Genomic DNA, 25,088 nt, shown 5'->3' with positions numbered 1-25,088 from the left:
GAATGAACCCTGCCTCCTTTTCTGTTTCACACGGGGTGTACCGGGCAGTGCTTCGCCGGCAGCGTGCCTCGCCGGCCGCGCAGCGCCCGGAACCGCCGGATCAACTGGTCGCGAAGTTCGGACGGAGCGACGATGTCGTCCACGATCAGCTCGCCCGCCAGGCGGAAGATGTCGATGTCCCTGGCGTACCGCTCCCTCTGCTCGGCGACGAAGCGACGGCGCTCGTCGGGATCCGGGATGGCCTGGATGTCGTTGTAGAAGACCGCGTTCACGGCCGCCTCGGGCCCCATCACCGCCACCTGCGCCGAGGGCAAGGCCAGGACCGCATCGGTGCCGAAGGCCGGACCAGCCATGGCGTACAGGCCGGCGCCGTAGCACTTTCGCACGATCACCGAGATCTTCGGCACGGTCGCCTCGGAGACGGCGGCGATCATCTTGGCGCCGTGACGGATGATGCCCTGACGCTCCACCGCCGACCCGATCATGAAGCCGGGGACGTCGGCGAGGAACAGGAGAGGGATGTTGTAGGCGTTGCAGAGCCAGATGAACCGGGCCCCCTTGTCCGCGGAATCGACGAACAGGGTCCCCCCCTTCACGCGCGGCTGGTTCGCCACGACGCCGACGACCTGGCCCCCGAGGCGGGCCAGCCCCGTGATCAACTCGGGGGCGAAGAGCCGTTTCACCTCCAGGAACGAGCCGGCGTCCACGAGTCCCCGGATGAAGGCATACATGTCGAACGGCCGGTTCTGGTCGGCGGGCACGGTCGTCTCGAGGTCGATCCCTTCCTCCGGCGGTTGGGGTTCCGCCAGGGGTGGGAGCTCCTGCCAGTTCGACGGCATGTAGCTGAGGTACGCCTGCACCAGGCGGATGGCTTCCTCCTCCGACTCGACGAGGAAGTCGCCCAGGCCGCTCACCGTGCAGTGCATCCGGGCTCCGCCCATCTCCTCCAGGGTGACCTTCTCGCCGATGGCCATCTCCGCCATGCGGGGAGACCCGAGGTAGGCGCTCGCCTGGCCCTCGACCATGATCACGACGTCCGAGAACGCCGGAATGTATGCTGCCCCCGCCGGGGACGGCCCGAACAGGACGCTGATCTGCGGAACCACGCCGGACATGTGCACCTGGTTGTAGAAGATCCGCCCCCCGTGCCTGCGTCCCGGAAAGTTGCGCACCTGGTCCACGATGCGGGCGCCGGCCGAGTCCATCAGGTAGAGGATCGGGATGCCGAGTCGCATCGCGGTCTCCTGGATGCGCAGGATCTTCTCGACGGACTTGGGGCCCATGGAGCCGGCCTTGACGGTCGAATCCGTCGCGGCGAACGCGACGCGGCGATCGCCGACCCGTCCGACGCCAGTGACCACCGCGTCCGCCGGCAACTCGGGGTTCTGCACCTCGGCGAAGAGGCCGTCCTCCCACTCGATGCCGCCGGGCCCGAAAAGTCGCTCCAGGCGCCGGCGAACGAACATCTTGCCCTGCTCGGCGAGCTGACGGTGGTACTGTTCACGCCCGCCGGCCATGATGCGGGCGCGCTCTGCGTGCAGGCGCTCGATGGGGGAACTCACCGGCCTCCCTCCTCGCGACGCTTCCCTGCAGCACGTGCCGGCACGCCCTCCGGCCAGTCGATCTCCATGCGCAGAAGTGCGGCCCCCAGCGTCTTGCCGAGGTTGTCCGCCCTCAGCGACCGGGCAGCGCCGCCGTCGAGCGCCCCGTGGAGGACGAACTTCAGCGCTCGCAGGAGGGGAAGCTCGTAACGGAAGACTGGGCCCCGGACCACCCCCTCGAAGTGGGCGCGAACTCGATCGGCCGTCACCTGCCGCTCCAGTACCTCGTACGTTTCCTTGTTGGGGGCGAAGAGGCTGATGTCCGCGATATCCCCCTTGTCTCCGGCACGTGCTGTGGCAATCTGCACCAACTGTAGCCGCACCCGTGAGCCTCCCCTCGTCCGTCAATCCTCTGCGCCGAACTCACCGGGTCACACTTCCATGACCTGGACCTCCACAAACGGGTCGACCCATTCCCGCGGCACACGGGTAGGCCAGACGCCCAGCAGCTCCCGCACCCGGTCGACGCCGATGAACCCGCTGGCCGTGGGAGGGCCGCTGAGACCGAGGGGCGGGAGCAGGCGGGCGAAGGCTTCAGCGGCCTCACGGCTCCGGGTGCGGACGGCGACCCGGAGGTACACCTCGTTGAGGTCCTCGGCGTGCCGGCGGCTCGCCAGGGGGCCGTGCAGGGAGTCCAGGCCCAGGTACTCGACCCGGAACTCCTCGATCGGCAGCCGGCGGGCGCCGGCCTGGCGGCGGAGGATCTCCGCCGCCGCCTCCGCCTTGCGGAGCGCGTCGGGCCAGGAGAAGCCCACGACCCCCTGCCCCAGGAAGCCGTCCCGGTAGCCCATGACGACCTTGTACGCGGACGGAGGCCTGCGGCCCCGCACACCGCGCACCCGGACCGTGTCGGGCCCGACCTCGTCCAGTTCGACGCCTGTGAGATCCACCGTCACGTCCGGCGTGTGATACGCGGAGGGGTCGTGCACCTCGTACAGGAGCTGCTCCCGCACGGTGTCGAAGTTCACCCGGCCGCCCGTCCCGGGTACCTTGGTGATCCGAAGTGTCCCGTCCTCTCCCACCTCGGCGACGGGAAAGCCAATCCGGTCGAGGTCCGGCACCTCGGCCCAGTTGCCGCTGTGGTTCCCGCCGGTCACCTGACCGGAGCACTCCAGGAGGTGCCCAGCCACCACCCCGACGGCGATCCGATCCCAGGCCGCCGGCGAAGCGTCCGGTTCTGCGCCTCCGGGAGCCGGGAGAACCCAGCCCAACTCATGCAGGATGGGTCCCAGGAACAGGGCACTGTCCGCCACACGGCCGGTGATGACCACATGAGCCCCCTGGGCCAACGCCCGGGCGATCGGCAGCGCTCCCAGGTAGGCGTTGGCGAAGACCAGCCGGTCCCGGACCGTCTCCAGCGGCTCGCCCGTATCCGCGTGCGCCAGGTCGGCGCCGGCTCCACGCAGTTCGTCGAGGCGGCCCAGCAGGTCGTCGCCCGCCACCACCCCGATCCGCAGGGACAGGCCGAGCTGCCCGGCCAGGCGGGCCACCACCTGCGCAGCCTCGAGTGGGTTCAGTCCGCCGGCGTTCGTCACGAGACGGATCCCCTTGCGGCGGGCCACGGGGAGAATCGACGCCATGAGAGGGATCAGGTCCCGGGTGTAACCGAGCGAAGGATCCCGTTGCCTATCCTTCTGGAGGATCGCCAGGGTCAGCTCCGCCAGGTGGTCGAAGGCGATGTACTGGACTTCCCCCCGCTCCGCCATCTCAAGCGCCGGAACGAGGCTGTCCCCGTAGAAGCCCAGCCCTCCGCCGATCCGTACCGTCCTCATTCGCGTCCCCCCGCCCCACCTGTGCCGGCGTCCCCGTCTCCGGAGCCCCGGCGCCGGCCCAGGAACCGCTCGATGCCCGCGCGGAGTTGAGGGCTGCCGAATGCCACGTTGCGAAGCAGGCTGAGGTGATCGAGCGCCGGGCCCGGGTCCCAGGTCCTCAGGGCGTTCCACGCCTCCAGGCCGGTCTGCACCGCCACCGGGCTGCGGCCGGCCAGTTCGAGTGCCACCTCCTGTGCCGCCCCGAGCAACTGGTCCCGCGGCACCACCCGGTGCACCAGTCCCATCCCGAGCGCCTCCTGCGCCTGGAACCGGCGCCCCGTGAGGGCCAGTTCGAGGGCCCTGCGGGGCCCCACCGCCCGCACCACCAGGGGCAGGATCGTGTACGGGAACAGGCCTACCTGGATCTCGGTGAGGCCGAACACGGTTCCCTCGGCGGCCAGCGCCACGTGAGCCATCGCCACGAGGCCCATGCCCCCGGCCAGCGCGTGGCCGTGGGCCGCCACCACGAGCGGGGTCGTCAGCTCGAAGGCGAGGCGCAGGAGGCCCGTGCCACCGCGGGCTCGTTCGTACAGAGCCGTCGGATCCAGCGAACCGTACGTCCGGAACTCGTCGAGGTCCCCGCCCGCGCAGAAGCTCTCCCCCTCGCCGGTGAGAAGGATCGCCCGGACGGCGGGGTCACGGGCGGCGTCCCGCAGGGCGTCCTCCAGGGCCGACATGAGCTCGGAGCCGAGGGCGTTGCGGCGTTCCGGCCGGTCGAGGCTCAGCCAACATACTCCGTTCTCTACACGACGTCTTAGCATCCGGTCACGCCTTTCCACCGTACTTCTGCTTCAGCTCGCGCTTCAGGATCTTGCCGCTCGGACTCCGGGGGAGGTCCTCCACGAAGAAGACCTGCTTCGGCACCTTGAAGGAGGCCAGGTGGGCACGGCAGTGCTGGATGATGTCTTCCTCGGTCACCGGGCCCCGGCGGACCACCACCGCCGCGACGGCCTCGACCCAGTAGGGGTCGGGAATCCCGATCACGCTCACCTCGGCGACGGCGGGATGACGGGCAATGACCTCCTCCACCTCCTGGGACGAGACGTTCTCGCCCCCCGTCTTGACGATGTCCTTCAGGCGGTCCACGAAGTAGAGGAAGCCGTCCTCGTCGGCCACAGCCAGGTCCCCGGTGTGATGCCACCCGCCCCGGAACGCCTGCGCCGTGCGCTCGGGGTCGTCGAAGTACCCGGCCATGACCGCCGGACCCCGGACCACCAGTTCGCCGACCTGTCCCGGGGGAACCGGCCGGTCGTCCCCGTCGACCAGGCGGACCTCCAGTGGCAGATGCGCCCTCCCGATCGGGTCCGGACGGCTCCGGTGTTCCCGGAGTTCCTCCGGCGGGGTGCTCGCCCCCAGCGGCGTGAGTTCGGACTGGCCCCAATACCCTACCCACTCTGCCTGCGGCACCAACTGCAGCCAGCGGTCGAGCGCCTCGCCGGGCAGGTACTGGAACACCACGCACCGCCGGAGTGAACCGAGGTTTCGCCGTTCGAGGTCGGGCAGGCGCAGAAGGCCGGCGTAGGCCGTGGCGGGCAGCACCAGGTAGGTCACCTGCTCCGACTCGATGGCCGAGACCACCTCCGCGCCGTCGATCCGGCGGAGGAGCACACCCGTGGCCCCCGTCGCCAGGGTCCCGAGAAGCAGGTAGAGCCCGGCGACGTGGAACAGGGGAAGCGCCAGCAGCGGCCGGTGGCGGCGGTTGAGCTCAAGGTCGGCCAGGGCGGAGAGAAGTGCGGCGTACCAGTTGAGATGGGTGTTGACGACACCCTTGGGCGCTGACTCTGTTCCACTCGTGAAGAGGAGCGTGGCCGGCGCCTCGTTTTCCACCTGGACCTCCGGGAACTCCGGCGCCGCCTCGTTCAACACGGCAGGGTAGCTTTCCCAACCGGACGGAGGGTCCGCCGCCTGCCCGGAAGGCAGCCAGAAGCGGAAGGGAACGGACGCCAGCGTCTCGGCTTCGGTCTGGACCAGGGGGTGGAGGACCTCCTCGACGATGAGACCTCTCACCCGCGCCCGGCGCAGGATGGCGGAGATCTCCGGGCCTCGCAGCATGGCGTTCACCGGTAGCAGGACCGCGCCGATCCGGGCCAGGCCAAACCAGGTCGCGACGAACTCGGGGGAGTTCAGTGCCAGGACGGCGACGACATCGCCGGGCTGAACGCCCCGAGCCCGGAAAGCGTTGCCCACCCGGTTGGCCATGCCGTCCAGGTCGGCGTACGAGATGTTGCGGCCCCCGAAGCGCAGGGCCGGGCGGTCAGGGGTGCGGAGGGCGCTTCGCCGCAAGATGTCGCCCACGTTGAACCGGCGGAGGAGGTTCATCTCGAGGCCGGTGGGCATAGTTCCTTCCTCCCTTCTCCCTCTCCCAATCAGGCTCCACAGGTCACCGCAGGCCCAGAAGTTCCCTCGCCAGCAGCGTCCGGCGGATCTCGTTCGTCCCGGCACCGATGTCCATGAGCTTGGCGTCGCGGAACAGCCGCTCGACGACGGAGCCGCGGACGTACCCGTAGCCTCCGTGGATCTGTACGGCCTCGTCCGTCGCTCGCCGGGCAACCTGGCTCGCGAACAGCAGAGCGGCCGCGGCTTCCTTGCTCGCCCTGCGCCCTTCCTGGACGAGCTGCAAGGCGTGAAGCGCCAGGAGCCGTGCCGCCTGGATCCCGGTGTACATGTCGGACAGCTTGGCCTGAATGAGCTGGAACTCTCCGATCCGGCGTCCGAACTGTTCCCGCTGGGTGGCGTAGCGAAGGGCGAGCTCAAAGGCCTCCTCGGCGATGCCCACCCCCGCCCAGGCGAAAAACGCCCGCTCCATGTCAAGGCCGCTCATCATGATGCGCAGGCCCTCGTTCTCCTGCCCCAACAGGTTCTCTGCCGGAACGCGGCAGTCTTCGAAGACCAGCTCCCCGGTGGGTGAGCCGCGCATCCCCAGCTTGTCGAGGGTCTGAGCCACCCGGAAGCCGGGGAACGTCCGCTCGACGATGAACGCGCTGATCCCGCGCTGTCCCAGGTCCGGCCGGGTCTTCGCGTAGACCAGCACCACGTCGGCGACCGGACCGTTGGTGATGAACATCTTGGTACCGTTGAGGACGTACACGTCGCCCTCCCGGCGGGCCGTCGCGCGAATGCCGGTGGCGTCCGATCCGGCGTTGGGCTCCGTCAGACCGAGGGCGCCGATCCACTCCCCCCTGGCCAGGCGCGGGAGGTACCGCCTGCGCTGATCCTCGTTGCCGTTGCGATAGAGGTTGTGGGCGCAGAGATTGAGATGCGCCCCGTAGGAGAGCGCCACGGCCGGGCTCGCACGGGTGAGCGCCCAACCGACCAGAGCCGCCGCCAGGACGTCGCCCCCGCTCCCTCCGTACTCCTCGGGGATTCCGAGCCCCGTGTACCCCTGCTCTGCCAGTTGCTTCCATACTGCAACGGGGAACGTGTCTTCGCGATCGATCGTTTCTGCCACTGGCCCGATGATCTGACGTGCGAATTGTAGCGCGGCCTCTGCGAGTGCTTCGTGCTCTGGCGGCAATCCCACGCCTGCCAAGTCGGTCCCCTCCCCGCGTCGGTCCTCGGCCTCCTAGAGTCGAAACCGCCGCCGCAGCAGTTCGTACTGGTTCGTCTGCTGCAGGTAAACCTCGAAGGCTGCGAGGTGCTTGCGAACCCGACGAGCTGCCGCCTCCGCGTCGCGTGCCTCCAGTGCGTCCACGATCCGATCGTGCGCCCGCACGACCTGCCGCTGGACTTCCAGGCTGTACACGGGATCCCGGGTCGAAACCCGGACCAGCTCCCGGATGGCATCGTGAAGCAGTACGAGGACCTCGTTGTGGCTTGCTGCCACCACGCGAACGTGGAACTCGAGGTTCTCCTCCACGCAGGCGTCGAGGTCTGCTCGCTCCACGGCCGCGGCGAACCGGCCGCACGACTCGCGCAGGGCACGGAGCTCGTCGTCCGTGATGCGGGCGGCGGCGAGACGGGCCGCCGCGGACTCCAGCTCGACCCGTGCTTCGAGGAGCTGGGCCAGGTCCACGTGCGACGCCTCCAGGAGGATCCCGAGCGAATGGGCCAGCCGGTCCGGGCCGGGCCGGGCGACAAAGACCCCTCCGTTCGGCCCCGGCCGCGTCCGGACCAGGCCCTGGTCGGCCAGCAGCCGGAGGGCTTCCCGCACGGTGGCCCGGCTGTAACCCGTGGCCTGCATCAGTTCCCGCTCGCTCGGCAGCCGCGCGCCCTCCGGAAGCGCGGCAGCGGCGATGTGCTCGCGCAACTGATCCGCCAGCAACTGGCTCTGGTGGAGCGGGCGCCGGCGCGACCGGCTTTGTGCGAGGAATGCGGGCTCGGGGTGGCGGCTGGCGGAGTCCAGGGACATCACCCCTCCCTCTACCGACCGTGTGATCAATGAAATCAGTATACCTGATTGGCCTGGATGTCAAGCGTTTCGTGACGGAAGTGGCTGTACAGTTCCTCGATTGCCCCCGAAGGGTACGCCGGCCGCACCAGCACGGATGCCCGTCGGCGGTGGCCATCGTTCTCGTGCCCCGCGCAACGGTTGCGATAGCCCACACTGTACGCCCTGGCGGGTTCTTCGATGCTTCGTGGTCTTCACGCCGTATGCGCGGATGGCCCAGCGACACACCCGGGATGGCGCCCTGGTACGCGCCCTCTCGGGTGCGTCGCATCGGACCCTCAAGATTCCCTCATCCGGCACCCCCCTCGCGATCGAACACGGCGAGGTCGATCGTTGGCGGCCGGCCGCCGAACTGGCGGACGAGCGTGGCCACCTGCCCCAGGTGGTAGGTCTGGTGGTTGACGAGGTGCTGGACGATCTGGCCGAGGGGCTGGCGGTACTCGACGCCCGCGGTGGTGCGATAGGTCACCACCCGGCCGGGGTCGGCGGGAGGGGGTCCTTCGACGGCGGCGCGCAGGGCCCGGTCCACCACCTCCCAGCGCGCCTGGAGCGAGGCCAGGTCGGGGTGGTCCCCGGGCTGGAGGTGGGCGTCCGGGGAGACGCCGCCCAGCCGGGAGACCCAGATCATGTCGGCGCTGAGGATGTGCACGAGCGTGTCGCGGATCGACGGGAAGCTGCTGACGGCCGGCGCCGTGAAGGTCTGGGCCGGGAGGACTTCGAGGCTCGCCAGCACCCGGCCGCGTGCCCAGAGGCGGTAGGCCATGAGGCGACTCAGATCGTCCGCCGTCATCGGAGTGACCCCTCCATTGCCTTCGGATCCGCCGGCGTGACGGCCGGCGACCGCGCGCTCCGGAGGCTGCGCGCGGATCCCCTCCTCGTTCTCGGTATCGTCCAGCGCCCAGCCGCTGCGGCGGACCAGCCGCAACTGGTCGATGAGGACCTCCATGTCGGTGATGGTCCGGGGGGTCCGGGCGGGAAGGCCCGTCCGAGCCAGCAGGGCCCTGACGTCGTCCTCCGGCAGGTGGGCCAGGATCGCCTTGCCGATGGCCGTCGAGTGGACCGGCATCCGCCCGCCGATCGTCGCCGCCATGCGGACTGTGGCCGTGTCGCTCTCCACCTTGTCGAGGTAGACGATCTCGGTCCCGTGCAGCACCCCGAGGTGCGCCGTAATCCCCGTGCGAGCGACCAGCTCCCGGAGGTGCGGCGCCGCCTCCGCCCGCAGGTCCAGGGCCTGCAGGGCGACCTGCCCCAGTTCTGCCAGGCGGATCCCTAGCCGGTACCGGCCTCCATCCGGGCTCCGGGAGACGTACCCCCACCGGCTGAGGGCCGCCACCAGGCGGTGGACCGTGCTCTTGTGGAGCCCCGAGGCCGCCGCGAGGTCGGCGAGGGCGAGCCCCCCCGGCGCGCCCCGGAGGATCTCCAGCAGCGCGAGGCCCCTCTCCAGCGCCTGGGTGCCAGGAGAAGGAGCGGTGGGACGATCGGTGGAGGATCGGTCATGCCGTGTGCGACTCATCCGTTCCCTCTGTTTCAACATGTGGGATCGTGTATCATATGGGAGGATTTCGAGACGTGTTTTTCCTGCTTCGGGCAAATGGGGCGGGTGTGAGGTCGGCACTCGTGGTCTGCGCTCCCCGGACCGGTACGGGCCGGACCGGGGTCGGGTCGCGTGTACCTGGGCGCCAGGGTCCGGGAGCCGCTAGGTGCCGGTTCGCGTTCCACCGGAGGGAACCCGTCGTCACCGGGCAGGATGACCTGCACCTTCTGCACTCCGGGTGGGGGGCAGAAACCGCGCTTTGACCCCCGCGGAACGCCTGAACCGGCGACCGGCGGGGGGCAACGCCCGAACAGCTGCCCCAACCGGCAACGGAATCCGGGCACCACAGTTTCCTCGATGACCTTGGCGGCAGTGACACCGGTACCCCGTGGGGACCGTTCCGGGCCGGCGCAGCTCCTGCTTCCGCTCCCCTTGCTTGACCCCTTGTTCCTCTCTCCTTACCATGAGGGTAAGGAGGCGATCGCATGGCGACGGTCACGAGCAAGGGGCAAATCACCGTGCCAAAGAAAGTCCGGGACGCGCTCGGGCTGCACCCTGGTTCGCAGGTCGACTTCGAGATCCGGGGGGAAGAGGTGGTTCTTCGCAAGCGCGTTCCCGGAGAGGTTTTCCAACGGTGGCGCGGCTTTCTCCGGGGTCAGATCGGCGGCGAGGGTACCGATGAAATCATGAAAGAGCTGCGCGGCGAATGAAGACAGCGGTAGACACCAACGTACTCCTCGACGTTCTCACAGACGACCCGCGCTTCGCAGAAGCCTCGCTCCAGGCCCTGCGCGACGCCCTTCGCCTCGGTTCCGTGGTCATCTGCCCGGTGGTCCACGCCGAGTTGGCTGCCTTCTTCGACAGAGCCGACGTGCTGGAAACGTTCTTACGCGACCTCACCATCAGGCTCGACCCCTTCGACGTGCGGTCCCTCTACGCGGCTGGCAGGACCTGGAAGACCTATACCCGCGCTCGGGGCCAACAGGTCCAGTGTGCCCAGTGCGGGCAGGCGTTCACCCCCGAGTGCCCTGCCTGCGGCAGGGCGGTGGCGTGGCGCCAGCACCTGATGCCCGACTTCCTGGTCGGAGCGCACGCGACGGTGCAAGCCGACGCTCTGCTCACCCGGGACCGGGGATACTACCGGAGCCACTTCCCCAGCCTGAAACTCATCGTGCCCGGCGCGAAGTGACCGGGCACACATGGTCGAAGCCGCCGAGCCCGACGAAGGGCTCCGCCCGGCTTGGCGGCTGCAGCTGATCCCGCCTCGGGTGATCCGCTGCCCCTCCTCCATCGGCATGCCCGCATCCGGCGCCGCAACCAGGACGCTGTCGCACCCGGATTCGACAGGAGGAGCGGGTCCCTGCCGTGGACACCGACGGGCCGAGCCCGACGGGTCTTACCTCTTGAGGAGCGGCTCCCACCACTCCCGGTGGGTCAGGTACCACTCGATCGTCCGCCGGAGCCCCTCCTCGAACCCGTGCCGGGGCTCCCACCCCAGCTCCCGCCGGATCTTCGTCGTGTCCATCGCATACCGCCGGTCGTGCCCCGGGCGGTCGGGGACGAACCGGATCAGCGACTCCGGCTTGCCCAGCTCCGCCAGGATCCGCCGGGTGATCTCCAGGTTCGTCCGCTCGTTCCCACCCCCGATGTTGTAGACCTCCCCCGGCCGGCCGTGCAGCAGCACGAGCTCCAGCGCCGCACAGTGGTCCTCCACGTACAGCCAGTCCCGCACGTTCAGACCGTCCCCGTACACCGGCAGGTACTCGTCCGCCAGCGCCCGGGTGATGAAGAACGGGATCAGCTTCTCCGGGTACTGGTACGGCCCGTAGTTGTTCGAGCAGCGGGTGATGATCGCCGGCAGCCCGTACGTGTGGTGGTAGGCCCGCACCAGCAAGTCCGCCCCCGCCTTGCTGGCCGAGTACGGGCTGTTCGGCGCCAGCGGCGTCTCCTCCGTGAAGAGGCCCGTCGGGCCCAGCGACCCGTACACCTCGTCCGTCGACACCTGGACGAAGAGCAGCCCCGGCCGGCCGCCGTCCGGGGCTGCACCCCGGGCCGCCCGTGGCCCCGCCGGCCCCACCGCCGGGCCGGCCGCCTCCCGCCGGGCGATCTCCTGCCGCACCGCCTCCAGCAGCACCTGCGTCCCCAGCACGTTGGTGCGCACGAACACCTCCGGCCCGGCGATGCTCCGGTCCACGTGCGACTCGGCGGCGAAGTGCACCACCGCGTCGGGCGCCTCCTCCGCCAGGAGCGCCCGCACCAGGCCCATGTCGCCGATGTCCCCGTGCACGAACCGGTACCCCGGATGGCCCTCCACGTCCCGCAGGTTCGCCGGGTTGCCGGCGTAGGTCAGGAGGTCGAGGTTCACCACCCGCCAGTCCGGGTGACGGTCCAGCACGTACCGGATGAAGTTGCTGCCGATGAACCCCGCCCCGCCCGTCACCAGGATGCGCCGCGCCATCTGCCCCTCCGCCTCACCCGTCCCGCCGCGCCCAGTCGTACGGGATGTCGTTCTCGTGCGGGTCCACCCGGTACTCGTCGGGGTCGGCGTGGTTGTACGGCTCCGTGGTGACGTTGATGCAGATGGCCTCCGTCTCGCCGATGCACTTGAAGCCGTGGTACACCAGGGGCGGGATCTGGAGCAGCACCGGGTTGTGCTCGCCCAGGAAGAACTCGTTCACCACGCCCCGCGTGGGCGAGCCCTCGCGGTCGTCGTAGAGCACGACCTTCATCATGCCCTTGACCACCACGAAGTGGTCCCACTGCTTGCGGTGATAGTGCCAGGCCTTGACCACGCCGGGGTAGGCCGTGGTCATGTAGACCTGGCCGAACCGGATGAAGATCTCGTCGTCCGCCCGCAGCATCTCCATGAGCCGTCCCCGCTCGTCGGGGATCACCCGGAGCGGCTTCACCTTCACGCCGTCGATCCGCTCCCGGCTCACGGCACGGAACTTCCGGGGCTCCACGGCTTTCGGCTCCAACGCTGCACCCTCTACCACAACGCGTTCCCGGCCTATCCTATTCGATTTCGATCCCGGCCGGCTCCGGGTGCCTCCCGCCACGCCGGGGCCGGCGTTGGCAACGTACAGCCGGTTCGGCTCCGGTGCGCCCCCGGCCCGCCCATGTCCGTCCGCCCGTCGGGACGACCGGGCGCCACGAACGCCCGCTGCCTACTCCACCACCACGTCGAGGCCGAACAGCCCGATCCGGCGGGCGATCGGTCCCGCCAGGACGAGCCGCGTGATCCGCGGCGCCTCCCCGTCCGCAACGCCCGCATCCGCCGCCACCAGGACGATGTCGCACCCCGCCAGCGGCACCCGCCACCCCGCCCCCTCCCGACGGGCCGGGTGGCCCGTCAGGTGCGCGCACCACTCGGCGTCGCCGGCAGGGTCCCGGCTGGCGATGACGATGTGGCGCATCTGCACTTCCCCCAGCGGGTGCGGGGCGTCAATACCCCTGGCCCGGAGGTCGGCCAGCCGCTCCGGGTCCGGCTGCTCCCACTGGATCAGGAACGGCCGCCACTCAGGGCCGCCCGTGAGCGCGGCCGTCCGCCAGCGCAGCTCCGACCCGTCCGGCCGCACCCGCCGGCCCGGCTCGGGCTCCCCCACCGCCAGCCCTCGGGCGCGCAGCTCGGCCGCCGCCCGGGCCATGTCGGGGACAGCCACGGCGAAGGTCGCCGCCCCGCCGCCCCGGCCCAGCATGCGTCCGGCGCCCCGGAACAGGTGCACCCCGGCGGGGTCCTGCCGCCCGGGTTCCCGGAAGGCGATGATCTCGACGTACGGCAGGCCGAAGTGGACCAGGGCGTTGTGCGTGCCCCAGGCCGGGTGCTCGCCGCCGATCGCCACGTGAAAGCCGGCGTCGCGGTACGCCCGCACGCCGGCTTCCCGGTCGGGGACCCAGTGCAGAAGGTGGTCGAAGCGCATCCCGGTCAGCCCTCCGCCCTATCGCAGATGGTGCCCCATCGCCCGCTCGTGGGGGTCGAAGAGCTCGGCGTAGAGGTCGATCGCCCCCCGATCGGTCAGCGAGGCGAGAAACTAGGCGATCTGCGCACCGATCCCCGCCCCGCCCGACCTACCCGCCGTCGCCCGAAGACTCCGCCTTCCCCCGTCGGGCGAGGAACTCCCGCACAGCCTGGTGGTGGTCGGGCGTGGGGTGGAGCTCCAGGAAGGTCTCCAGCTGCAGCGCCTGGGCCTCCGCCAGCGTGAGGTCCCCCACCCGGCCGAGCAGGGCCTTGGCGCGGCGCACGGCCAGCGGCGGAAGGGCGGCGATCTGCCCGGCGAGTTCTCGGGCCGCGGCCAGCGCCCTCCCCGCCGGCACCACCTGGTGGACGAGGCCCATGGCGGCCGCCTCGGTACCGTCCACGTGCCGGGCGGTGAAGACCAGGTCCCGGGCCCGGCTCTCCCCCACGAGGCGCACCAGCCGGGGGATGCTGTTCACCAGACCGATGCGGAGGGCGATGGCGCCCATCCGGGCCGTCTCGGCCGCCACCCGGAGGTCGGCGGCCAGCATCACCTCGAAGCCCCCGCCAAGCGCCCAGCCGTTCACGGCGGCGATCACCGGGACAGGGAACCCGGCCACGGCCTCGTACAGCCGCTCCCACTCCTGCATGAACGCCCGCAGCGCCTCGCCCTCGAGCCCTTCTTCCTCCTGGAGGTCGGCCCCGGCGCTGAAGGCTCGGTCGCCCTGCCCCGTCAGGACGAGGGCGCGGAGAGTTTCGTCCGCCGCCAGGCTGTCGAGGGCGGCCAGCAGCTCTTCCCGCACCCGTCTCGCCAGCGTGTTGAGGGGCGGGTTGTCGATCGTCACCACCGCGACGCCGGCGGCGTCGAAGTCCACGTGAACGTGTTCCTCGGGCAAGCACATCCCCCCGAGGATGGGTTCGGCCGGCAGCGGCGACATCCTGCCGGAGCCACCGCCTCCGTGAGGAAGGCACCCCAGCCGCCTGGCGTCGGTGACGGAGAGAACCGGCACCCTCCCGAGTCCTCGGGGTGCACGGTTCCGGCTGGTAGAGCGCTGGAGTTCCCCCAGCCCCATCGTGCTCCCGGCGCCGATCCTCTCTTGTGGTAGATCCCTCACGCCACCGACCCGTTCCGTCCCCACCCGGCCGGAACCGGGTCCCGCGCCAGCGGTTGTCCTGGAGATCGCTATGCTGCAGATCGCTCCAGAGCACCGTTTGAATCGGCTATACTGGTCTCGGGGGGGTGAGGTGTGTCGAAACGCTTTCCTCGCATCACGATCAATCCGGATCAGATGGGTGGCGCGCCCTGCATCCGGGGATTGCGTATCCCCGTTGCGACCATCGTCAAGCTTCTGGCCGCCGGAATGACGGAGGACCAGATCCTCCAGGACTACCCCGACCTGGAGCGAGACGATATACGAGAAGCCCTCGCGTTTGCGGCTGAAGCAGTCAACGAGCGACAGCTCCCCCTTGTCGAGAGCACGTCATGAAGTTCCTCGTTGACAACGCCCTCTCACCCCGCCTCGCCCTGGAACTCCGAGCACGTGGGCACGACGTCGTGCACGTACGTGACGTGGGCATGCAGGCGGCCAGCGATGCCGCCATCCTCGAGCGGGCACGAGCAGAAGGCCGTGTCGTGGTGTCTGCCGATACCGACTTCGGAACGCTTCTCGTACAAGAACCGACGTCCGGTCCTTCCGTGCTCCTCCTGCGGCGGACCGACCTACGGCCCGAGCGGGTCCTGGCCGTAATCCTGGCAAACCTTCCCACGATCGCAGACGCGCTGGAGCATGGCAGCATCGTGGTGATCGAAGATCGGCGGATTCGGGTCCGCCGCCTTCCCGTAAGGCGACGCGAATGAACCAGGCCAGAGCGGAGGTTTGCGGTGACGTCATCACACCCCCCCAGGCGACCGGATCAGCCGGTGACCTGGGGGGAACTGGTTGGGGGGTGGTTCAAAAGCACGGCCCAGCGCCCCCGCCGCCCGGATCGTCGCAGGTGCGGAGAAACGCCACCGCATCCTCGAGCCATGTCGTCTTGTCGAAGTCGGCTGCCAGAAACCAGCAGGTTTCGTCGGTCAGAAGCGGGTAGATCCCCACGGCGTACCGTCCTGTGAGGTGATCGCGAACGACCTCGTCGGTGAGGCGCCGAAACGCCCGATGCGGGCACTCGGCGCACTTGACCTTGGGCTTGAAGCAGATACCGGGTGCCCATTCGTTGGCACAGACGGGCGAGTACCCCGAGCGGCCGTTCTTCGCCTCCCACCGGACGGCATAGACGTCCTCCCGGCCCCGGAAGAGGCTGCGGAAGAGCGCGATCTTCTCGTCGGGCGTGGACGGGGCGGCCGTTGCGGCTGCGGGGACGGGGACCGGCGGTAAGGGCAGAGCGAGTTGCATGCCCCTCGGGGGTGCACTCTGCGGGGCGGTACGTGGCGGGGCCGGACCGCGGGGACCCGGCGAAGCGGCAGGGGTCGCTCGCGACGAATCACCCCCTGCCAGGACCGTGTCCGCGGGAATTCCGAGCATGCTCCTCAGGCGGGCGTTCTCCTCCCGCAGCCTGGCACATTCGTCCAGGGCCTCGCGGAGGCGAAGCCGCAGCGCGTCCAGTTCTGACTGGCGCTTCAGGCCGCGTTCCGCCTCACGGGACACCTCGATCCGCCAGCGGCTCACCGCCCCAGTGTCCGCCGCACTTCTTCCCAGGGCCGCACCCGACCTGCACGAATGTCGGCCAGGCCTCGTTTCACCGCCGCCAGGTCGTCGGCCGACAACCGGTCGTCTTCTTCGCCCAGCAGCCAGCGGGCGTATTCTAGCAGCTCTTGCGCCTGGTCGTTGGTCAAACGGTCAACCAGGGCATGCAGGTCTTCCTTGGTGGTGGCCATGTCTCAACCCCGCCTTCTCACCGGCACACTGATCCGCATCCATTTTCGCCCCCCGGCGGGTCCGGTCAACCGATGAGGGAAAGGGACTATCGCGTGGCGCCAGTCACGAGCAAGGGAGAGATCACCGTGCCAGAGAAAGTCGGGGAGACTCTCGGACTGCACTGCTGGCCGGAGGCAAGGTGAACCGGAAGGTGACGGCTGCCCCTCTTGTCTGCGCCGTCTGGGAGTACCTGCCCGATCGCTCCGACGACAGCGTCCTGCTTGACCCCGGGACGCGGCGCCGTCTCCGCCGCCGGCCTGGCGGCGCGCCCCTCCATCGGGGGCGGAAGGGCGGGCCGAGCTCGTCCCCGGCGCCGGCTCGGGGGTGGCCGTGCGGACCGCACCCTGGCGGCATCGTCGGACTACGTTCCCCCGCTCTGAACCACGGCCGAAAGCGAAAGACGTTCAGCGCCGATCCCGAGGGGGATCGGCGCTGCGCGCGTTCACCGTCCGTGCCGTGGCGTCGGTACGCGCCCCGCGCTACTGCTTGACCACGACCTTCACAGCGTCGTTGGCCGCCGCCTGGCCGAACACTTCGTACGCCTTCATGAACTCGTCCATCCGGAACGTGTGGCTGGCCAGCGGCGTGGGGTCGATCCGCTTGGAGGCGATGAGCTTCATGAGCTGGCTGATCGTCTCCGTGTCGACCAGCCGGGTCGTGATCGTGACGTTGTGCGCCCACAGCTTCTCCAGGTGCAGCGTGACGGGCTTGCCGTGCACACCGATGTTCGCGATCCGCCCGCCCGGGCCCACCAGCTCGGTGCAGAGCTCGAAGGTCGCCGGGATCCCCACGGCCTCGATGGCCACGTCGGCGCCCCGGCCGCCCGTGTACTTGCGCACGACCTCCACCGGGTCCTCCCGATCGCTCTGGACGGTCACGTCGGCGCCCAGCCGGCGCGCCCGCTCGAGCCGCCGGGCGTCCAGGTCGACCGCGATCACGGCCGCCGGGCTGTAGAGCCGGCTCAGCATGACCGCCGCCAACCCGACGGGGCCGGCCCCGACCACGACGACGGTGTCCCCGGGCCCGACCCTGCCGTTGAGCACGCCGCACTCGTAGGCCGTCGGGAGGATGTCCGTCAGGAAGAGCACGTCCTCATCCCGCAGCCCCTCCGGGACCTTGTACAGGCTGGTGTCGGCGAAGGGCACCCGTGCGAACTGCGCCTGGAGCCCGTTGACGGTGTGGCCGAGAATCCACCCGCCGTTCAGGCAGTGCGAGTACATGCCACGCTTGCAGTACTCGCACTGGCCACAGGCGGTGATCGCCGGGATGATGACCCGGTCGCCCTTGCGGAAGTTCCGAACACCGGCCCCGACCTCTTCGACGACCCCCACCGCTTCATGACCGAGGATGGTGCCGGCAGCCGTTTCCGGCACGTCGCCCTTCAGGATGTGGAGGTCCGTGCCGCAGATGGTCGTCGTCGTGACGCGGACGATGACGTCCGTATCCTTTTCGATGGCGGGATCGGGAACGGTCTCCCACGCCTTCTTGCCCGGACCATGGTATACAACCGCCTTCACTGCGTCTCGATACCCCCTGTGCGTCGGTGTGGAGTAGTGTGTGCATTTGCTCGATCCCGGTGGGTGTGGTGCCACAACCACGTCGGCTGCCCGAGATCGCATCGGAAATGCACTTCCCGTTCGTGCGGAGCAATTCCTGCCGATACGTCGACTGCGCCGCCCGGTACCCCCCAACGCCCTCGCCCCGCACCGGCGACCCCCGTCCGGGCGGCTGAGCCGGTTGCGGGTGGTGGCCGGGGATCCGCACGAGAGCCCAGACCGTGACAAGATCTTAGAGTATGACTCCGTAATTCAGCATCTGTAACGTCGGGGGTAGACGAAGTCGCTGACCTGAGCGGTTGCCGAACCGGAGCCAGTTAGGAGTCCGGCTGGATCCCAGGAATCTTGGGTCCTGGCTGGGACGCGTCTGCCCCTTCACGCTACGTGCTTTGCACCGTACAGCTTCAAGAGGTTGTCCACCGTGCAAACAAGCAGCTGCTGCCCTTGGACGGCCGGTAGTCCACGGAGACGGAATTGGCGGAAGGCGAGATTCCTTAAGATCGGGCCAAACACCGGCTTCACGCTCTGCTCCCGTCTCTGGTACGGCTCGGCGTGGCGTCGGATCTGCAGCTTCCTTCGCATCCGGTCCCGCAGCGTGGCTTGCTTCGGAATCGGACCCCGGAGCGATTTCACCCGACGTAGCTCGCCATGGCGTTGCTTGTCCGGTGGGATGTAGGGGCGAATCCGCTGCTTCAGCAGCCAAGTGACGTTCGCCTCGCTGAAGTACCCGGCGTCCGCTGATAACTCGGCAGGCTTCTCGCCCACCTTCGACTCGATCTGGCTGACCATGGAGATCAAGTGCGCAGCGTCAGCGGCCTGGTTGGTCGCGGTTGCGGCGACGATCACCTGGCTGTCGGCGTCGACGGCGACCTGGGCGTTGTAAGCCTGTAGGAAGTCCTCGTTCGAACTCCGCATGATTCGGGAATCCGGGTCCGTGAAGTTCCGCTGCGCTTTCGCTTCCGGGGTCCCCGCCTTGCTCTGCCGACGCCTCGGCTTTATCCAGTCGCCCCCGGGCGGGTCGGTATCCGGCTCCGAGTCCTCCCCGGCCCGCTGACGGGCCTCGGCCTCCAGGGCCGCCTTGGCCTCTCGGTTCCTGGCCAACCGGGCTTGCCGGTTCGCCAGCTCGTCCGGGAGTTCATCCCCACGGCGATCCCCGAACTTCTGGTCCTCCAGGTTGTCGATCGTCGCCGCCTTGTGGAGCATACTCCGAATCTCGGCCTCCAGCCGCTCCTCCTCGCTCACCATCCGGCCGTAGCTCATGGCCTAGTGCTTGGAGACGTTGGCCTTGATCTTCGTTCCGTCCAGGGCCACGTGTCCCACCTTGACCAAGCTGGCCTCCTTATACAGGCACAGGACCTGCCGACCATCATCGCCGGGTGGTACGGCGCTTATCCCCGCTGCTCTCCCTCGTAGCCCTGTGTAATCGGCGAGAGGCCGACGGAAGCGGTCACGTCGTCGATGAAGCGGGTAACGTGGTTCGCCGGCAACCACTCGCCCAGAGAGGGCGGCAGGAGCATCACCTGCTTCGGCTCGCGCGACTGGAAAGTGTTCTTTCGAATGCCTTGGCCCTTGAATACCAGGCAGCTCGAAACTTGCAGCTTACGGAGGCCGACTCTTAGGGGACCCCCCACATCGCTCAACTCCGTTCCTGTATCAGTTGCAAGGCCTCCTTGAGGCCATAGTGTACTCGAAATCGCTCGGCAATCCGTGAGAAAGTTGCCGTGGGCTTTTCGAATACAAACTCATATGCTCTGCCAGGAGTTTGTTGAGCTATTACACCCAACTCCCACAAACTCTTCAAGATATCCTCCAAACCATACGTAGCTAACCTTGACAGCACCTTTCTCTGACGTTCAAACGTCCTTGCAAGATCATCGCGAGTAAAGGACATGATTCGATGGGCTTCTAGTAGCGCCAGTGCTTCATCGTACGGGAATTTGTGGCGTCTAGTCTCATCCTCAACTTCAGACTTAAAATACGTAGAATACTCCTCACGAGCCGCATTCATATCATCGTTTGTAATACGGTACGGCGGGCAATTTCTCGCCCGAGCTTTTTCAAGCGCGATGTTGCAGTAAGCGATAGCATCTCGAGGGCGCAATCGAGTCAGATCACACATAAAACTGAATTTGCTTCGGCGACCTGGCATTTCCTGAGTCTCGTCGAAAACCAAGCTCCATGGATCGGATCTCCATGATTCCGGAAACTGCTCGCCTAGAGACGCAATGATGCGGCGCTCCATGAGCCGTTTAAGAGACTCAGGGCTATCTTCTTTATCGGACCATCTAAGGGTAATGGAGTTACTCATTCGGATTTTGTTCTTATCACCAAACTCTAAAACATTAAATATGTCGCTCCTTAGTAAGACTAGGAACTTGACCGACCTACCGACGTCTCGCGCATACTCGTTCATCTTTCGCACCGACTGCAGCAACCCAATAAGCATCGCATTATATCTGGATTCTCCGGCATCAAAACCATGATCAAGTTCATCAAATATAATCCAATACCTATGGTCGCGGTTCAGGGCTTCCAGAAGCCTAACTGTCAGGTCCTTCAAAACAAACGAAAGTGTCTTTACAAGATCCGAGAGACCTATTTCATTACTATCTACGTTGAACAGTTTAAATCCACCAGCTTCAGGTGCAAAAACAACTTTCTGCTTTCTAGTAATTATCTCTGGGGCAGGCGATAGGGTTAGCCAGTTGGTTCTGAAGAAGGTCTCGATCGTCTTGTAAAGGTCGGCATCTGTCGCGGCCGATTGATCCTCGACTACCAGTTGCATTAATTGAAGCACGTTAAAATAATCCCAGCTAGCAGTGTAAGCGTATGTATCTGACGTGCCGAGGGCTTCGTGGGCGGCCCAAGGGTACTCTTTAAATAATAGTGTCCGCACAAAGGTCGAATGATCTCTCGTGGAATTAAGGTATTTGTAAATCGCAGACTTACCGGATCCCTTCGGGCCAAGAACTAACCAGGCAGGCCCGTTGAGGATGTTATGGAACGATTCTGTCTTAACAAATGCTTCGATTAGTAGGTCATCATTTTCAGCATCTACCGTACCAAATGAGAGGGCGGAAAATTGCTCTTTCGTCAATACCGACTGCATGGAACACCACCTCTGAGCCTTCGCCTATGGACGGGGATTTCACCGTTGACCCCTGTAGATCCTGCCCTGGTTGTGGAGCGTGCACGGCCCCATGTAGGCGGTACGCAGGAGGCAGTCGCCTACACAAGAGTTTGAGCAGCTGCTGAACGTGACCCACTCTGGCCTAACCTCCGCCTCACGCTCCTGCGCCCTTCCCCACCCAAGAGGTGACGGGGAAATCTTGCGCGTCGACCGTGGCGTTCCTGCTCCCCCCAAGCTTAGGGCCTAACGCCGGGTTCGTACCCGGCGCTCAGGGGCGGCGAAGCCTGAATGCCACCGTGACCTCGGCAACGAGGGTCGCGCTGGAGTCGGCCAGGTCCTTGCCCATGCCCAGGCTGCCAAAGGCGATGATCGGGGTGGCGAGGGTGAGACATGAGCCGGGCGAACCGTCACCGACCGGACCATGAGCGGCCGTCAGCGCTGCCGGGCACCAGCCGGGCCCGGAGCGCGGTCCGGCTCACCTTCCCGGTATCCGTGCGGGGGAGCTCAGGCACGAAGTGGAACACGCGCGGGCGCTTGTACGGCGCCAGCCTCATAGCGCAGAACGCGTGGAGGTCCGCCTTGCTCGCCCGTACCCCGGGCCGGAGCACCACGGCGGCCGCCACGACCTCGCCGCGCCGGGCGTCCGGGAGGCCGAAGACGGCCACCTCCGACACGGCGGGATGAGCGGCGAGCACCGCCTCGACTTCCACGGGGTAGACCTTGGCGCCGCCCGTGTTGATCACGTCGTCCGCCCGGCCCTCCAGGAAAACCGTGCCGTCGGGCTCCATCCGGGCGAGGTCGCCCACCGTGGCCCACCCGTCCGGGTCGGTGAAGGGGACGATGCAGCCGCCGTCCCCGTCGTAACCCGCCGCCATCATGGGGCTGCGAGCGTAGAGCACCCCCACCTCCCCCGGAGCCGCCTGCGTCCCGTCCGGCCGCCGGATGACCACCTCGACCCCGGGCGCCGGCCGGCCGATGGACCCCGCCGGCCAGGGGCCGGGGCCGGCGACCGTGGTGAAACCCAGCTCGGACGAGCCGTAGTACTCGAACACCCGTGCCCTGGGGAAGTGCCGCTGCAGGCTTTCCCTCACCGATGGGCGCAACTTCTCCCCGCAGCTGATGAGCGTCCGAACGGGAGCCGTGTCGATCCCGGCCAGGTGGTGAGCGTCCGGATCGATCAGCGCCTGGTAGAGCGTCGGGACCATGAAGGCACCGGTGATGCGCTCGGCAGCGAGCCGGCGCGCCAGCCCCCGCGGGTCGAACCGGGTCTCCAGGTAGACGGTCCCGCCGATCTCGAGAACGTGACAGGCGTGAAACAGCGAGGCGGAGAAGTGCAGCGGCCCCGGTACCAGGAAGCGATCCCCGGGCCCCAGGCCGAACATCGCCGTGGCCGCCGCAAAGGTGCGTACCCACGCCTCGTGCCGGCGCACGACCCCCTTCGGCCGGCCCGTGCTGCCGGAGGTGTACCCGATGTAGAAGGGATCGCCCGGCACGGCCGGGGGCGGCGGAGCGCCGGCGGACTGCACGAGCGCGTGCCAGGGCACCACGCCGTCCCGGGCCGGGCTGGCCTCCCCGCGGGGATCGGACCCGTCCGCGACGGCGATGCACCGCGCCCCCGGGGCGTGAGCCCGGAGGATCTCCCACCGGGCTGCCACCCATGCCGCGGTGCCCAGCACCGCCTGCGGACGGGCCTGCGCGAGGGCCGCCGCCAGGTCCGTGGCGCCGGCCCCGGACGGGATGGTCACCGCCACCATGCCCGAGCGCGCCGCGGCGAAGAAGGCGATGAGGTACTCGGCGCAGTTCGGCAGACCGATCGCCAGGCGCGCCCCTCGCTCGAGGCCCAGCGCCCGAAACCCGGACCCGGCCGCGTCGATCGCCCGGTCGAGTTCCCCGAAGCTCAGCCGGGACGCGCCCGCCACGAGGGCGGTCCGCCGGGGCTCCCGTGCGGCCGCCGCCTGCACCCCGCCGCTCACGATCACTTCCTGTCCCCCCTACACCCGCTCCACCAGGGCCGCCATCCCCAGCCCCCCGGCACTGCCCAGGGCGACGGCCCCCAGCCGCCCGCCCGTCCGGTGCAGACCGTAGAGGAGCCGCACCAGGAGGATGGCGCCGGTGGCCGCGTACGGGTGTCCCAGGGCCAGCGCCCCGCCCCAGACGTTCACCCGGTCGGGGGGCAGGTCCAGGTCGGCGATGCACGCCAGCACCAGGGCGGCGAAGGGCTCGTTGATCTCGTAGAGGTCGATCTCGCCGGGGTCCACCCCGGTGCGGGCGACCAGCTCCCGCAGCGCAGCCATCGGCCCCGTGCCCGGAAGGTCGGGAGGCACCCCGACGGCGACGACCTCGACCAGCCGGCCGAGGGGACGGGGAACGCCGCACGCAGCCGGCTCCGGTCGCTCCAGGACCTCCGGACCGGCCAGGACCAGCGCGGCCGCCCCGTCGCTGTGGCGGCAGGCGTTGCCGGCCGTGACGGTGCCGTCGGGCCGGAAGGCGGGTGGGAGCCGCCGGAGCGCAGCCGGCGGCAGCGGGCGGCGCAGGGTCTCATCCCGGGCAACCTCCCGAGGGGGCTCGCCCGGGCCCGGCACCGGGACCGGGACGATCTCCTCGTCGAACAGCCCGGCGGCGGCCGCCGCCAGGAAGCGCTGCTGGCTTCGCCGGGCCCAGTCGTCCTGGGCCTCCCGCGGGATCCCGTACGCTCGGGCCACCGCCTCCGCCGCCTCCCCCATGTCGGGATCGCCCAGCGAAGGGGGCGCAAAGCGGGGACGCGCCAGGCGGGAGCCGTCCGGCGCAAGGCGGACCGGCTCCTGGCTGGTGCTCTCCACGCCGCCGGCCACGCAGCACCGGCCCGCCCCGCTCCGGATGAGGGCCGCGGCCAGCCGGACCGCCTCCAGTCCGCCGGCGCACTGCCGGTCGACCGTGAAGCCGGGCACCCGGACCGGCAGCCCGGCCTGCAGCAGCGCGAGCCGGGCGATGTTGCCGCCCGGCCCGACCGCATTCCCGAAGATCACCTCGTCGACCGCCTCCGGGCCGATCCCGGCCTGATCGATCGCCGCCCGGATCGCCGGCGCCGCCAGGGCCTCCGGCGGCAGCGACCGGAACCGGCCGTTTCGCTTGCCGACCGGGGTGCGCTTCGCACCCAGGATGAAGACGTCGCGCACAGCCCGAACCCGCCCGCCTCGCCTAGGCGGCGCGATCCTCCGCCCGGCCGGGCGCGTAGCGGCGCCGGACCTGCACCGCCACCGCCGAGGCCACAAGTGCCTTCAGCAGGTCGCCGGGGACGAAGATCAGCGCCCCGCCCACCAGCGCCTCCTTGAACGTCCGGCCCGTGACCAGGGCCAGCACCGGGGCCCCGATCAGGTAGACGAGGAGAATCCCGCCCACCACGTTGGCCACGAGGTAGCCCCAGAAGCGCCCCGGCGGCACCCGTTCGACCAGCCAGCCGATCGTGTAGGCCGCCAGCGGCCAGCTCAGGATGTACCCCCCGCTCGGCCCGAACAGGTACCCCGCGCCGCCGCGGCCACCGGCCAGGACGGGTACGCCGGCCACCAGCAGAACCAGGAAGACCAGGAGCGCCAGCCCGCCCGTGCGGCGCCCCAGCAGGGAACCGGCCAGCATCACCCCCAGCGTCTGCAGGGTGATGGGTACCGGGCTGATGGGGAGGGTCAGCGGCGGAACCATGCCCAGGGCCGCGACCACGGCGGCGAAAAGACCGGCCAGGACCACCTGCCGCACCGTACGGCTGCTCTGTGTGCTGCTCACGTCCGGTCCCGCCTCCTTTCCTGCGACGGTTTGCCATGGTCCAACGTATCCCAGGGCCGGCGAAATGTCAACCCTATATTCGACTTAGGTTTACAATCTGGCGCCACATCGGCCGCGCAGGGGAACCGCGCGGCCCCGGACGGGGCCGTCACTGCGGGGCTACGGCGCTACAGCAGGTTGCCATGCGCGGGGCGCGGCGGCGTAAACCCGGGCGCGCAGGCCGCGGCTCGTACCGGGTGCCGATCCCCGCTCCGGCCAACCTACCCGCCGTCACCCGAAGACCCCGCCTTCCCCCGCCGGGCGAGGAACCCCCGCACAGCCCGGTGGGGTCGGGCTGTGGCGACCTCGCGTGCACCCCTCACGGCGCCGACCCGTTCTCGTTACCCGGCCGGCGCCCAGCGTCGCGCCAGCGGTTATCTCGGAGATTGCTCCAGCACACGGCT

General features: G+C 68.8%; 23 protein-coding genes and 1 pseudogene. 4 read left to right on the top strand and 20 right to left on the bottom strand.

All coding sequences use genetic code 11. The features are described from left to right. Positions 1 to 26: 26 nt before the first annotated feature. The 8 genes from caldi_RS04500 to caldi_RS04465 all read right to left on the bottom strand — a co-directional run bounded on the left by caldi_RS04500 (position 27) and on the right by caldi_RS04465 (position 9,312). Positions 27 to 1,517 carry an acyl-CoA carboxylase subunit beta gene (locus caldi_RS04500; RefSeq protein WP_264844729.1) on the bottom strand — a complete coding sequence of 497 codons (1,491 nt, stop codon included), beginning with the start codon at positions 1,515 to 1,517 and terminating at the stop codon, positions 27 to 29. A gap of 41 nt (positions 1,518 to 1,558) precedes the next feature. Next, a complete protein-coding gene (locus caldi_RS04495; protein ID WP_264843912.1) occupies positions 1,559 to 1,924 on the bottom strand; it encodes an AtuA-related protein in 366 nt (121 codons plus the stop codon). Positions 1,925 to 1,972: 48 nt separating this feature from the next. Then, on the bottom strand, positions 1,973 to 3,373 hold the full coding sequence (locus caldi_RS04490) for an acyclic terpene utilization AtuA family protein (RefSeq protein WP_264843911.1): 1,401 nt from the start codon (positions 3,371 to 3,373) through the stop codon (positions 1,973 to 1,975). Then, a complete protein-coding gene (locus tag caldi_RS04485) occupies positions 3,370 to 4,173 on the bottom strand; it encodes an enoyl-CoA hydratase/isomerase family protein (RefSeq protein WP_264843910.1) in 804 nt (267 codons plus the stop codon). The genes caldi_RS04490 and caldi_RS04485 overlap by 4 nt, the downstream gene beginning before the upstream one ends. Before the next feature lie 4 nt (positions 4,174 to 4,177). Beyond that, positions 4,178 to 5,749: an AMP-binding protein gene (locus caldi_RS04480; protein ID WP_264843909.1), complete on the bottom strand. Its 1,572-nt coding sequence runs from the start codon at positions 5,747 to 5,749 to the stop codon at positions 4,178 to 4,180. Between the two features lie 43 nt (positions 5,750 to 5,792). Next, entirely contained in the window at positions 5,793 to 6,932 is a 1,140-nt protein-coding gene (locus caldi_RS04475; protein ID WP_264844728.1) for an acyl-CoA dehydrogenase family protein, read from the bottom strand. Between the two features lie 42 nt (positions 6,933 to 6,974). Continuing rightward, complete coding sequence (locus tag caldi_RS04470) at positions 6,975 to 7,760, bottom strand: FadR/GntR family transcriptional regulator (RefSeq protein WP_264843908.1); 786 nt, start codon at positions 7,758 to 7,760, stop codon at positions 6,975 to 6,977. 328 nt (positions 7,761 to 8,088) lie between these two features. Then, entirely contained in the window at positions 8,089 to 9,312 is a 1,224-nt protein-coding gene (locus caldi_RS04465) for a DinB family protein (protein WP_264843907.1), read from the bottom strand. Positions 9,313 to 9,818: 506 nt separating this feature from the next. Here caldi_RS04465 and caldi_RS04460 point away from each other — a divergent pair. Next, complete coding sequence (locus caldi_RS04460) at positions 9,819 to 10,043, top strand: AbrB/MazE/SpoVT family DNA-binding domain-containing protein (protein WP_264843906.1); 225 nt, start codon at positions 9,819 to 9,821, stop codon at positions 10,041 to 10,043. Then, positions 10,040 to 10,522: a type II toxin-antitoxin system VapC family toxin gene (locus caldi_RS04455; RefSeq protein ID WP_264843905.1), complete on the top strand. Its 483-nt coding sequence runs from the start codon at positions 10,040 to 10,042 to the stop codon at positions 10,520 to 10,522. Before caldi_RS04460 ends, caldi_RS04455 begins: the two co-directional genes overlap by 4 nt. Positions 10,523 to 10,729: 207 nt before the next feature. Here caldi_RS04455 and rfbB read toward each other — a convergent pair whose 3' ends face one another. From rfbB to caldi_RS04435, 4 genes are all read right to left on the bottom strand, one after another. Further along, positions 10,730 to 11,791: a dTDP-glucose 4,6-dehydratase gene (gene rfbB / locus caldi_RS04450; RefSeq protein WP_264843904.1), complete on the bottom strand. Its 1,062-nt coding sequence runs from the start codon at positions 11,789 to 11,791 to the stop codon at positions 10,730 to 10,732. 13 nt (positions 11,792 to 11,804) lie between these two features. Beyond that, a complete protein-coding gene (locus caldi_RS04445) occupies positions 11,805 to 12,311 on the bottom strand; it encodes a dTDP-4-dehydrorhamnose 3,5-epimerase family protein (RefSeq protein ID WP_264843903.1) in 507 nt (168 codons plus the stop codon). Positions 12,312 to 12,500: 189 nt separating this feature from the next. Then, positions 12,501 to 13,253: a VOC family protein gene (locus caldi_RS04440; protein ID WP_264843902.1), complete on the bottom strand. Its 753-nt coding sequence runs from the start codon at positions 13,251 to 13,253 to the stop codon at positions 12,501 to 12,503. Positions 13,254 to 13,401: 148 nt separating this feature from the next. Beyond that, entirely contained in the window at positions 13,402 to 14,184 is a 783-nt protein-coding gene (locus caldi_RS04435) for an enoyl-CoA hydratase/isomerase family protein (RefSeq protein ID WP_264843901.1), read from the bottom strand. A gap of 351 nt (positions 14,185 to 14,535) precedes the next feature. Between caldi_RS04435 and caldi_RS04430 the strand changes: the two genes are divergently transcribed. Both caldi_RS04430 and caldi_RS04425 read left to right on the top strand, forming a co-directional pair. Then, entirely contained in the window at positions 14,536 to 14,775 is a 240-nt protein-coding gene (locus caldi_RS04430; protein ID WP_264843900.1) for a DUF433 domain-containing protein, read from the top strand. Beyond that, a complete protein-coding gene (locus tag caldi_RS04425) occupies positions 14,772 to 15,146 on the top strand; it encodes a DUF5615 family PIN-like protein (RefSeq protein ID WP_264843899.1) in 375 nt (124 codons plus the stop codon). Before caldi_RS04430 ends, caldi_RS04425 begins: the two co-directional genes overlap by 4 nt. Before the next feature lie 94 nt (positions 15,147 to 15,240). On the opposite strand, the gene caldi_RS04420 is transcribed toward caldi_RS04425, so the two are convergent. The 8 genes and pseudogenes from caldi_RS04420 to caldi_RS04385 all read right to left on the bottom strand — a co-directional run bounded on the left by caldi_RS04420 (position 15,241) and on the right by caldi_RS04385 (position 24,645). Beyond that, a complete protein-coding gene (locus caldi_RS04420) occupies positions 15,241 to 15,681 on the bottom strand; it encodes a TOTE conflict system archaeo-eukaryotic primase domain-containing protein (protein ID WP_264843898.1) in 441 nt (146 codons plus the stop codon). A 269-nt stretch (positions 15,682 to 15,950) separates the two neighbouring features. Next, the gene (locus tag caldi_RS04415) at positions 15,951 to 16,163 is read right to left on the bottom strand and encodes a hypothetical protein (protein ID WP_264843897.1); all 213 of its coding nucleotides are present in this window, start codon (positions 16,161 to 16,163) and stop codon (positions 15,951 to 15,953) included. Positions 16,164 to 16,682: 519 nt separating this feature from the next. After that, entirely contained in the window at positions 16,683 to 17,720 is a 1,038-nt protein-coding gene (locus tag caldi_RS04410; RefSeq protein ID WP_264843896.1) for a zinc-dependent alcohol dehydrogenase family protein, read from the bottom strand. A gap of 414 nt (positions 17,721 to 18,134) precedes the next feature. Continuing rightward, positions 18,135 to 19,318, bottom strand: a pseudogene (locus tag caldi_RS04405) (transposase). A 77-nt stretch (positions 19,319 to 19,395) separates the two neighbouring features. Then, positions 19,396 to 20,868 (bottom strand): P-loop ATPase, Sll1717 family, encoded by a 1,473-nt coding sequence (locus tag caldi_RS04400; protein ID WP_264843895.1) that lies wholly within the window; start codon positions 20,866 to 20,868, stop codon positions 19,396 to 19,398. A gap of 428 nt (positions 20,869 to 21,296) precedes the next feature. Next, positions 21,297 to 22,868 (bottom strand): class I adenylate-forming enzyme family protein, encoded by a 1,572-nt coding sequence (locus tag caldi_RS04395; protein WP_264843894.1) that lies wholly within the window; start codon positions 22,866 to 22,868, stop codon positions 21,297 to 21,299. A 12-nt stretch (positions 22,869 to 22,880) separates the two neighbouring features. Further along, a complete protein-coding gene (locus tag caldi_RS04390; protein ID WP_264843893.1) occupies positions 22,881 to 24,044 on the bottom strand; it encodes a thiolase family protein in 1,164 nt (387 codons plus the stop codon). A gap of 22 nt (positions 24,045 to 24,066) precedes the next feature. After that, positions 24,067 to 24,645, bottom strand: coding sequence for a biotin transporter BioY (locus caldi_RS04385; protein WP_264843892.1), 579 nt, complete (start codon positions 24,643 to 24,645; stop codon positions 24,067 to 24,069). Between the last annotated feature and the right edge of the window lie 443 nt (positions 24,646 to 25,088).

Origin of the sequence: Caldinitratiruptor microaerophilus (genome assembly GCF_025999835.1) — a bacterium.
Lineage (GTDB): Bacteria > Bacillota > Sulfobacillia > Symbiobacteriales > ZC4RG38 > Caldinitratiruptor > Caldinitratiruptor microaerophilus.
This window is presented reverse-complemented; position numbering and strand designations above follow the sequence as displayed.